Source organism: Roseovarius sp. (assembly GCF_018066915.1).
Taxonomy (GTDB): Bacteria; Pseudomonadota; Alphaproteobacteria; order Rhodobacterales; family Rhodobacteraceae; genus Roseovarius.
In genome coordinates this window covers 1-10,650 of the sequence record NZ_JAGPVV010000298.1, presented here as the reverse complement: position 1 = coordinate 10,650, position 10,650 = coordinate 1, and the positions used below count along the sequence as shown (strand labels likewise).

At 62.3% G+C, this 10,650-nt stretch carries 10 protein-coding genes; 4 read left to right on the top strand and 6 right to left on the bottom strand.

The annotated features are described in order from the left end of the window. The 3 genes from hisS to hisG form a co-directional block, all read left to right on the top strand. Positions 1-1,286 (top strand): histidine--tRNA ligase (hisS, locus tag KBT70_RS16575; RefSeq protein WP_296636623.1); only part of this gene is annotated, 1,286 nt, incomplete at its 5' end. Beyond that, positions 1,286-2,371, top strand: a complete 1,086-nt coding sequence (locus tag KBT70_RS16570; protein WP_296636617.1) for an ATP phosphoribosyltransferase regulatory subunit — start codon at positions 1,286-1,288, stop codon at positions 2,369-2,371. The genes hisS and KBT70_RS16570, both read left to right, overlap by 1 nt. Continuing rightward, on the top strand, positions 2,368-3,063 hold the full coding sequence (gene hisG / locus KBT70_RS16565; RefSeq protein ID WP_296636615.1) for an ATP phosphoribosyltransferase: 696 nt from the start codon (positions 2,368-2,370) through the stop codon (positions 3,061-3,063). Before KBT70_RS16570 ends, hisG begins: the two co-directional genes overlap by 4 nt. A 51-nt stretch (positions 3,064-3,114) precedes the next feature. Here the strand turns inward: hisG and KBT70_RS16560 are convergent, their stop codons facing one another. The 3 genes from KBT70_RS16560 to KBT70_RS16550 form a co-directional block, all read right to left on the bottom strand. Beyond that, on the bottom strand, positions 3,115-3,708 hold the full coding sequence (locus KBT70_RS16560) for an outer membrane beta-barrel protein (RefSeq protein ID WP_296636612.1): 594 nt from the start codon (positions 3,706-3,708) through the stop codon (positions 3,115-3,117). 308 nt (positions 3,709-4,016) lie between these two features. Then, a complete protein-coding gene (locus KBT70_RS16555; protein WP_296636609.1) occupies positions 4,017-4,646 on the bottom strand; it encodes a porin family protein in 630 nt (209 codons plus the stop codon). 164 nt (positions 4,647-4,810) lie between these two features. Beyond that, the gene (locus KBT70_RS16550; protein ID WP_296636606.1) at positions 4,811-5,236 is read right to left on the bottom strand and encodes a DUF1489 domain-containing protein; all 426 of its coding nucleotides are present in this window, start codon (positions 5,234-5,236) and stop codon (positions 4,811-4,813) included. 91 nt (positions 5,237-5,327) lie between these two features. On the opposite strand from KBT70_RS16550, the gene KBT70_RS16545 reads away from it, so the two are divergent. Then, entirely contained in the window at positions 5,328-7,604 is a 2,277-nt protein-coding gene (locus KBT70_RS16545) for an adenosylcobalamin-dependent ribonucleoside-diphosphate reductase (RefSeq protein ID WP_296636605.1), read from the top strand. Positions 7,605-7,646: 42 nt separating this feature from the next. Here KBT70_RS16545 and KBT70_RS16540 read toward each other — a convergent pair whose 3' ends face one another. The 3 genes from KBT70_RS16540 to KBT70_RS16530 all read right to left on the bottom strand — a co-directional run. Then, the gene (locus KBT70_RS16540; protein WP_296636626.1) at positions 7,647-9,080 is read right to left on the bottom strand and encodes an alkaline phosphatase D family protein; all 1,434 of its coding nucleotides are present in this window, start codon (positions 9,078-9,080) and stop codon (positions 7,647-7,649) included. A gap of 101 nt (positions 9,081-9,181) precedes the next feature. Beyond that, positions 9,182-9,844 (bottom strand): aspartate/glutamate racemase family protein, encoded by a 663-nt coding sequence (locus KBT70_RS16535; RefSeq protein WP_296636602.1) that lies wholly within the window; start codon positions 9,842-9,844, stop codon positions 9,182-9,184. Then, positions 9,841-10,650 (bottom strand): ABC transporter permease (locus tag KBT70_RS16530; protein WP_296636599.1); only part of this gene is annotated, 810 nt, incomplete at its 5' end. The genes KBT70_RS16530 and KBT70_RS16535, both read right to left, overlap by 4 nt.

Sequence of the window (10,650 nt, the reverse complement as noted above, 5' to 3'; positions counted from 1 at the left end):
GTGTTTATGCCCAACACCGCAACGATCTGCCGACGCCCTATCGGCGCTATGCGATGGGACCGGTCTGGCGCAATGAAAAGCCGGGACCGGGTCGGTTTCGCCAGTTCTATCAATGCGATGCGGATACGGTGGGGACAGCGTCGATGGCGGCGGATGCCGAGATTTGCGCCATGCTGGCCGATGCGCTGGAAGAGGTCGGGATCGAACGCGGCGATTATGTGGTGCGGGTGAATAACCGGAAGGTGCTGAATGGCATCCTAGAAGGTTTAATGGTCGATAACGAGAAAACGCGAGCGTTGCCACGAAGCTTCAGTGAGGCGCTTGATACTAAATTGAGCGACTGGGAGTTTGTCGATCCTGAAGCAGTGCTTCGCACAATCGACAAATTCGACAAGGTCGGTGCCTCGGGTGTGCTGGAGTTGTTGACCGCAGGGCGAAAGGACGACTCAGGCGCATTCATTAAAGGTGTCGGCCTTTCTTCTCAGGATGCATCCCGCGTAGTGAAATTTATGGAATCGCGGGGAAACGACAATGCTGAGACCTTAGCTAACCTACGCGAGTTGATGGGGGGGTCTTCACTGGACTTGCACGAAGAAGAGGGTGTTTCCCATATCGGGCTTGAAGGTCTGAAAGAACTCGAAGAAATCGCAACCCTGCTCGCCGCCCAAGGCTATGGCCCCGACCGCATCGTCATTGACCCCTCCGTCGTCCGTGGTCTGGGCTATTACACTGGCCCCGTGTTCGAGGCGGAATTGACCTTTGAAATATTGGACGAAAAAGGCCGCCCGCGCCAGTTTGGCAGCGTGGCGGGCGGCGGGCGCTATGATGACCTTGTCGCGCGCTTTACCGGGCAGCAGGTGCCGGCGGTGGGGGTGTCCATCGGGGTGGATCGCCTGCTTGCCGCGCTCCATGCCAAAGGCAAGATCGGCAGCGCAGAACGCGGCCCGGTGGTTGTGACCGTGATGGACCGCGAGCGGATGGCGGACTATCAGGCGATGGTCGGTGAGTTGCGGCAGGCGGGCATTCGCGCCGAAGTCTACCTCGGCAACCCCAAGAATTTCGGCAATCAGATGAAATACGCCGACCGGCGCGGGTCGCCAGTGGCGATCATCGCCGGTGGTGATGAGTTCGCAAAGGGCGTGGTGCAGATCAAGGACCTGATCCTTGGGGCGCAGATTGCCGAGAATGCGACCGTGGAGGAATGGAAGGAACGCCCCAGCCAATACGAGGTGCCGCGCGCCGGGTTGGTGGACAAGGTTCGCGAAATTCTCTCGGAGCAAAGCTGATGCCGGAACGTGCCGCAATCCGGGCCGAGGCTGCGCGCCTGCGCGCGCTCTTTGAGGCGGCGGGCGCGCTGCCGGTGGAAACCTCTGTCTTGCAGCCCGCCGAGGTGCTCTTGGACCTTTACGGCGAGGATATTCGCGCGCGGGCCTATGTGACCTCGGACGCGCTACGCGGCGAACAGATGCTGCGCCCCGATTTCACCGTGCCGGTGGTGCAGATGCATATGGAGCATGGTGCCGAGCCTGCGCGCTATACCTATTCCGGCGAGGTGTTTCGCCGTCAGGAAGAGGATGCGCAGCGGGCCAATGAATATACGCAAGTGGGGTTCGAGATTTTCGAGCGGGCGGCACCTGAGGCGGCGGATGCCGAGGTTTTTGCGATGTTCTTTGACATCCTGCGCCCGCTTGGCCTGCGCGCCGCGACGGGCGATATCGGCATCCTGATGGCGGCGGTCGAGGGCCTGCGCACCACCGCGCGGCGCAAGGCGGCGCTCCGGCGGCATATCTGGCGGCCCCGGCGGTTTCGGGCGCTGATGGAGCGGTATTCGGGGCGGGCCGTGGTGCCCGAGGCGCGGGCGACCCTTCTGGCGGCGGCGGACCCGATGGCGGGGGCCGAGCCGATGATCGGGCTGCGCGGCCCGGATGAGATTGCAGGCCGGATCACGGCGCTGCGTGAGGATGCGTCGGCGGGGCCTATTTCCGCCTCTGAGGTGCAGTTGCTGGATGCCATCCTCGCGGTGCGCGAAACCAGCGATAACGCACTGGAACGGCTGCGCGATATCGCCGTGGACATGCCCGCCATTCATGGCGCGGTGGATCGTCTGGCGCGGCGACTGACGGCGATGTCCGAGCGCGGGCTTGATATCACCAAGCTCGATTTCGAGGCCAGCTATGGGCGCACGCAGATGGAATATTACGATGGCTTTGTCTTTGGCTTTTACGCCGAAAACCGCCCCGATCTGCCGCCGATTGCCACGGGCGGCCGCTATGATGCCCTGACCCGGCAATTGGGGCGCGGTCGGGAAATTCCGGCTGTTGGGGGCGTGATCCGGCCCGGTCTGGTGCTGGGCCTTGGGGGTGCGACATGACCCTGAAACTTGGGGTGCCGTCCAAGGGGCGGTTGATGGAGAAAACCTTTGACTGGTTCGCCAAGCACGGCATCACGCTGGGGCGGTCGGGATCCGAGCGCGAATATGCGGGATTTGTGCAGGGCATCGAGAATGTCGAACTGATCCTGCTTTCTGCCGGGGAAATCCCGCGCGAACTGGCCGCCGGGCGCATCCATCTGGGGGTGACGGGCACGGACCTGATCCGCGAAAAGCTGGCGCAATGGCAAAATCAGGTGGCGGAACTGGCGGAACTGGGATTCGGGCAGGCCGATCTGGTGCTGGCGGTGCCGCGCTGTTGGGTGGATGTGAGCCATCTGGATGACCTAGATGCCGCCGCCGCCGCCTTTCGGCTCAAGCACGGGTTCCGCCTGCGCATTGCCACGAAATATCACCGACTGGTGCGCGATTTCCTGCGCGAGAATGGCGTGGCGGATTATCAACTGGTCGATAGTCAGGGTGCCACCGAAGGCACCGTCAAGAACGAGACCGCCGAGGCGATTGCCGATATCACCTCGACCGGCGATACGCTGCGGGCCAATCACCTCAAGGTGTTGGAGGATGGGCTGATTCTGAAATCGCAGGCGACGCTCTTCAAATCGCGGGTGGCCCCGATGGAGCCTGCGGACCGGCATACATTGAAGGCGCTGAAGCAGAGACTGGATCTGGAATGAAAAATGGGGCGGCCTGTGCAGGCCACCCCATCTCTTGCGTATGATCCGAGATCAGAAGCGGAACGCTGCCCGCACCTGAGCTGTGGTGGCATCCACATCAACGCCGGCCGTGCCGAAATTCTCGAACTTGTGATAGAGCACTTCGCCGCCCAGAGATACGTTCTGGGTGATCATATGCTCGTAGCCCGCGCCGACGAAAACACCATTGTCATCACCGAGCGTGTCGGTGTCGGCCCAGACGTAACCGCCGGTGCCGTAGAGCAGACCGTTGCCGATCTTGTAGCCAAGCTTGGATTTGATGCGGAACACATCTTCCAAGGATGCGGCGGCCCCAAGGTCGATATCGGCGAAATCGTAATCAAGGCCGACACCGACAACCCAGTTGTTGCCATAGTCATAATCATACCCGGCAATCACACCGCCGAGCAGGCCATCGCCGTTGACGCCTGCGGCCTGCGTGTCAACATCGCCATAGCCAAGCTGACCACCGGCGTAAAAGCCGGTCCAGTTCGGGCCAACGGGGGCAGGGGGCGCAACAGGCGCTGCGATCACAGGCTCGGGCGTGGGTTCCTGCACATTGCCAGCAAAGGCAGGAGCGGCCATCAGGGCGGTTGCGGTCATCAGCGCTGCGGTTGTTTTCAGCATCTTGTTTCCTTTCAGTCTGTTTATGTCGGTCAGGTCGGGGGGAGGGAAACCAACCCATGGACACACGGCTAACACCGTCGAGAGGTATATCGTGCGCCCATCCCGTCAGAACAAGCACTGGATCGCCTCTGAACGGGCACACGCCCGAAAGTGGCAGGGGAATGCTGAAAATAATAGTGTTTCGGCGAATTTTCGCAAGTGCTTGTGTGCGAGCTGCAACTATTTGGCGAATATTTGTGCCAGCTCCTTGAAATGGAGGTGGCGGGCGCGCTGGAGGACGCGCCCGCCCGTTAACCGCGCCCGCCCGCTCAAAAGCGGAATGTGGCGCGGATCTGGGCCGTTGTGGCCTCGATGTCAGTGCCGGTCGAATTGAAGTTGTCGAATTCGTGGTAAAGCACCTCGGCGCCCACGGAAAACTGGCTGGAAATCAGGTATTCGTAGCCAGCGCCGATGAACCAGCCATCATCGCTACCCGCGTTGTCCGTATCGGCGTTGGCCCATCCCGCAGCACCGTAGAGCAGGCCATTGCCGATCTTGGGCCCGGCGCGCAGCTTGACGCGGAAGATCTCTTCGACCGAAGTGCCGGGGCCTGCGGTGATGTCGGCAAAGTCGTAGTCGAGTGCGCCGCCAAGCACCCAGCGGCCAAAGTCGTAATCATAGCCCAGGGTGAAGCCGCCGATGACTTCCTCGTCATTGCCCGAGAGGTCGCTGTCGACGCTGCCAAATCCCAACTGGCCGCCAAGGTAAAAGCCGGTCCAGTTGGCAGAGCCGCCCGGCGCCAGAGAGGTTTGGGTCGAAAGCGTTGCCGTGAGCGCGCTGGAGGGCGCGTCAAAACTGAGGTTGGAGGGCGCAAGTGCCAGCGTTTGCAGATCGGCCCACGCGGGTGCGCCAAGACCCGCCGCCGCAGCGGTGAGGAGAGAAAGAGCAACGGCACGCATGAGCCTGATCCTTTCGCAGATGTCTGACCGATAGGTTCAGGATCGGCGCAAGGGTCCGTCAGCGCAATGAACGATGCTGTCGCGAGGGATCAAGAGCGGGTGACACCGGCGTGTGCAGGGGCACCCTGTGCCCTGAGCGCCAGAGGTACGCCAGAGGTGCCTGGTTACAAGACGCCGATTTCCGCCAGTGCCGCCGAAAGCGCGGGGGGCAGCGTATCATCCTTGGCGCGCGCCGTGCCAAGGTCTGGCGGTGCATCCGATCCGGGCAGATAGCGCCATCCCTGAAAGGGGCGTTTCTGTGCGGTGGCGGTGCGAATGAGCCCCGGTGCCAGCACGATGGCGCAGCGCCGGATCCCGTCGCCGCCCGTCACCTCGTCCAGCCGCAGGATCGGTTGGCGGCATTGCACCACGCCCTGAATGACCCAGTAGATCGAGCCACCATCCAGCAATTCCGCTTCACGTTTGGGCCACATGCGGGTGACATGGCGCGGCAGCCCGTCTGGCCCTTGGGCGCGGGGGTCCTTGTGCCAGTCCTCCAGATCCTCGACCGAGGTGGTGCCGACGCTCAGTTTGATCAGGTGCAGGGTCACGTCAAAGAATCTCCCATCCGGGCAGATAGGGTAGTGGAAATACAGGCAGCTTCAAGCTATTGTGGTTGTCTGCCCGTTAATGGAGACTGCCGTGACCAGATTTGCCGCCCCGATTTCCGAACAGATCTGGAATATGAAATACCGGTTCAGAAACGGGGACGGCGGCGATGCAAGCGTCGAGGACACATGGCGGCGCATTGCCCGCGCCCTCGCCGTGGCCGAGGCAGAGCCGCAGGTCTGGGAAGAGCGGTTCTATCAGGCCCTTGAGGATTTCAAATTCCTGCCCGCAGGCCGCATCACAGCGGGCGCGGGCACAGCGCGCAAGGTGACGCTCTTCAACTGTTTCGTGATGGGCACCGTGCCCGATGACATGGGCGGCATCTTTGACGGGTTGCGCGAGGCGGCGCTGACCATGCAGCAGGGCGGCGGCATCGGCTATGATTTCAGCACGATCCGGCCCAAGGGGGCCGAGGTCAAGGGCGTATCGGCGGATGCAAGCGGGCCGCTCAGCTTTATGGATGTGTGGGACGCGATGTGCCGCACGATCATGTCGGCAGGCAGCCGCCGGGGCGCAATGATGGCCACCATGCGCTGTGACCATCCTGATATCGAGGCGTTCATCGCTGCAAAATCCGATCCGGCGCGGCTGCGCATGTTCAACCTCTCGGTGCTGATCACCGATGCCTTCATGGAGGCGGTCAAGGCCGATGGTCCGTGGGAGTTGCAGTTTGGCGGCAAGGTCTATCACACCGTTCAGGCGCGTGATCTGTGGAACCGGATCATGCAGGCCACCTATGATTACGCCGAACCGGGCGTGATCTTTATCGACCGGATCAACAAGGCCAACAATCTGGCCTATTGCGAAACGATTGCGGCGACGAACCCCTGCGGCGAGCAACCCTTGCCGCCCTATGGCGCGTGCCTCTTGGGGTCGATCAATCTGGCGCGGTTGGTGGCAGAGCCGTTTGCCACGGATGCGCGTTTGGATGAGGCGGCTTTGGACGATCTGGTGCGTGTGGCCGTGCGGATGATGGACAATGTGGTCGATGTCAGCGGCTTTCCCTTGCCCGCGCAGGCCGCTGAGGCACAGGCCAAGCGGCGCATCGGATTGGGGGTGACAGGCCTTGCCGATGCGCTCTTGATGGTCGGGTTGCGCTATGGCTCGGACGCCGCCGTGAAGCAGACCGAAGCGTGGCTGCATGCCATCGCGCGGGCGGCCTATCTGGCCTCGGTCGATCTGGCGCGGGAAAAGGGCGCCTTTCCGCTCTTTGATCGCGACGCCTATCTGGCCTCTGGCACGATGCAGGGGATGGACGAGGATGTGCGCGCTGCGGTCGCCGAACACGGGATTCGCAACGCTTTGCTGACCAGCATCGCGCCCACCGGCACGATCAGCCTTTATGCGGGCAATGTCAGTTCCGGAATTGAGCCGGTCTTTGCCTATAGCTACACCCGCAAGGTGCTGCAAAAGGACGGATCGCGCAGCGAGGAAGAGGTGGTCGATTACGCCGTGCAGATGTGGCGCGACCGGATGGGCGATGCGCCTCTGCCCAGCTATTTCGTCAATGCCCAGACCCTGCCGCCCGAGGATCACGTCAAGATGCAGGCGGCGGCGCAGAAATGGGTGGACAGCAGCATTTCCAAAACCATCAACTGCCCCGAGGACATCTCGTTTGAGGCGTTCAAGGATGTGTATCTGCAGGCGTGGAATCTGGGCTGCAAGGGCTGCACCACCTATCGGCCCAACGATGTGACGGGATCGGTGCTGAGCGTATCCGAGACCTCGGACAAGGTGCCCGGCGAGACGCGCGGCGATATCCCCGCCACCGGCGGCGAGGTTGTCTATATGTCCGAACCGCTTGATAGGCCCAAGGAGTTGGAAGGCGCCACCTACAAGCTGAAATGGCCCGACAGCAACCACGCGATCTATGTCACCGTCAACGATATAGTGCTCGGTGGGCATCGGCGGCCCTTTGAGGTGTTCATCAATTCCAAGAACATGGAGCATTATGCCTGGACCGTGGCCCTGACCCGGATGATCTCGGCGGTGTTCCGGCGCGGTGGCGACGTCAGTTTCGTGGTGGAAGAGCTGAAGGCGGTGTTTGATCCGCGCGGCGGGGCGTGGATGCAAGGCAAATACGTGCCCAGCATTCTGGCGGCCATCGGCGGCGTGCTGGAACAGCATATGGTGCAGATCGGGTTTCTCGCGGGCGAAGGCATGGGCCTCAAGGAAGACCCGCAGGCGCAGGTCGCAGGGCTGGACAGCCCCCGCAGAACCCCCGCCTGCCCTGCCTGTGGCCAATACGACATGCGCATGATCGAGGGCTGCATGACCTGTGCAAGCTGCGGACACAGCAAATGCGCCTGAGAGGGTGGGGTTTTTGGTGAGAGGGGCCCGCGCTCTGAACGCTCAGAGCGCGAGGCTCTGGGTCATGCCGCTGATTTCCAGATCCCATCGGGCGGACCAGGTGCCCGAGGCTCGTTCGAGCAAGAGATAGTTGCGCTCGGCCGTGTAGCGCGACGATTGACCGAAAAGACCTTGGATTCGAATGGGATGTGCGGGCAATGGATCTTCTCCGAGAGAGGCCAGCACACCCAGACAGCGTGCCCATGCCTTGGGTGGGGCGCGGTGCGAGATGCCGGATGCGACCAGTTGGTTGAGATTGAGACCCTCGCCCAGTTCCATGGTGGCCCGCGTGGCCAGGTGGATTTCTCCCGAGATCACCGTCAGATCGTGACCATCGCGGCGCGCCATGTCACGCACGAGGCGCAACATCCGGCGCCATTCGTCCCGGTGTGCCCGGCTCTGCCATTGGTCGCGCAGGTCGTCTTCGTATTTTTGCATGCGGGGGATCACGACCATCAGCGCTTCGAGCAAGGACAGCCGTGGGCCGAGCAGCGGAACACTCGACATGAGCAAGGTGTGTCCCTGCATCTCTTTCGGGGCTTCGCTCTCCATCATCGCCCAACCGCCCGGTCCCATGATGTCTCGCCGCGTCCGTTCCGAGCGCAGGTCGGGTGCCAGAATACGCAGATCGGCCGCATGGATGCGCCATCCGAGATGCAGGCCGGACGGGTCGGCAAACCGCGCGGGCAAATCCCCGTCGGTGGTTGCGTGCTGGAAGATCAAAAAGCTCTCGCGGGCCACTGAAAACAAGGTTTGGCCCACGGGCGAATAGGTGCGCGATCGGTGCAGCGATCCCCATCCGTCGCAGATATCGTGATCATCCCATTGCATGAGGGATGGCACCCGCGCCGCAAGCCATGCAAGTTCTGGTGCGGCGTAAAGGGCGGCGTAGCGTGCAAAGAACCCTGTGCGCAGATGGCGTCTGAGGTCTGCCAGGGCTGCGCGGGACGGATCACGCGGAAGACGCTCTGGCCAATCGTGGCTGAGTTCATGGCCGAGTGTGACCTCATCGGCATAAACTTGGTCACCGCCGTGCAGCAAGAGCGCGAAGGGCTGCTGGCGGTGCTGCGCGCGCAGACGTGCCCACATCGCGTTGCGCTCAGAGCCTTCGCGGTCCATATCGCCCACTTCTTCGCCATTGCAAGACACATAGGCGAGACGAAGATCGCCGGTGAGATCACCGGCCACCTCAAAGGTGTCACCATTCCAGACATAACCCGACGTGCGGTCGGCCGGTAAGGTGAACCGTGCCCGCCAGACGGTTGCATCTTCATGAACCGCCAAAGAGACCGGGCGGGCCTCTCCATTGTCGAGGTAAACGGGGGGAGGTTCCTCGCCTGTTGCGGTGATGAAGAGAGCCGACAGGCAAAGCTGGCCATTCTCGACATCATCGAGAAAGAGGATCGGACCGATGGGAGAGGACAGCGTAAAGGTCATGATGCCGAAGTATTGCCCAAGGGGCGGCACTTCAATTCCGAATATCCACCTTTGGCGGCGCGCCTCTTTGCCGATGCGCGGACCTCTGCGCAGTCCGCGCCTCAGACCGTTGGGGCTAGACCGGCCACGACCGCCCTCGCAAGAAGGGCCGATGCCGCGACGCCGTCAATCAGGGGCAAGCCTGTGCGTGCCGACAGAGCCTCCTTGAGCGGGGCCATTCCGGCGCAGCCGAGCACGGCACAAGCGGCCGCATCGTCGTGGCGGGCACGCTCGATTTCAGCGGCGATGCGGTCGATCGTGTCCGGCGCGCCCGCGTCGATGGTCAACACCGGCAGGCCGCTTGCCCGCACCGAAGCGCAGGACGCAGCAAACCCTTGCTGGCGGATGTTGTCCTCAATCACCGGGACCGAGACCGCCAAAGAGGTAACGACCGAGAACCTGAGCCCCAGCAATTGCGCCATCACATAGCTGGCCTGACCGATGCCCAAGACTGGGCAGCCGGCCATCGCGCGCGCTTCGCTGAGGCCGGTGTCGTCGAAACAGGCGATCACGATGGCCTCTGCCCCCTGCGCCCGAGCGATGGGCAAGAGGGCCAAGAGACCGGGCAGCGCTGCGTCGCCGTCTGCGCGGCCCTGAATGGCCGCGGGACCGCTCGTGTTGGTCAATCCAAAGATCTCGGCCTCTGGCAGCGCCTTGCGTGCGGCGGCGACAATGCCCGTTGTCATGCCGACGGTTGCGTTTGGATTGATATAGGCCAGTTTCATATGCCTCTCCCCGCATCCGAGCCAAGCCGCGTGCGCCGTTTGCCCATGATCCATGCGCCGAGCAGGAAGACCGCGATAATCGAGAACGAGAATACCGTGGTGAGTGTGCCAAGCGCGTAGATGACCGGGGTGGTCACGTTGGTCGTCATCCCGAAGATTTCCAGCGGCAGGGTGTTGTAGCTGCCTGCGGTCAGCAGGGTGCGCGCGAATTCGTCATAGCTCAGGGTAAAGCCAAAGAGCGCGACCCCGATCAGCGAGGGCCCGATGATCGGCAGCACCACATAGCGGAGGGTCTGCCACGCGGTTGCGCCCTGATCGCGCGCGGCTTCTTCATAGCTTTTGTCGAACCGGTTGAAGACTGCGAACATGATGAGCAAGCCAAAGGGCAAGGTCCATGTCAGTTGCGCGCCGAACCCCGAGGTTGCCCAGTGAATGCGCAGCCCCAACTGATTGAAGATCAACCCCACGCCAAGCGAGATCAGGATCGAAGGGATCACCAGCGCGGTGATGGCGGCATAGAACAGCAGGCCAGATCCGACAAACCGCTTGCGAAAGGCCAGCCCTGCCATGATCGACACCACCACCGTGGTGATCATCACCATCAGCCCCAAAGCGAAACTGCGGCGGAAAGCCCCCCCGATATCGCCCACGGCCTGTTCCTGAACCAGGTCACGGAACCAGTGGAGCGAGAGGCCATTCATCGGAAAGGTCAGACCGCCCTGTGGGCCTTGGAAACTGAGGATGGCGATGGTCAGGATCGGGCCATAGAGAAACAGCACGAAGAGGCCGAAAAAGGCGGCCAGTAT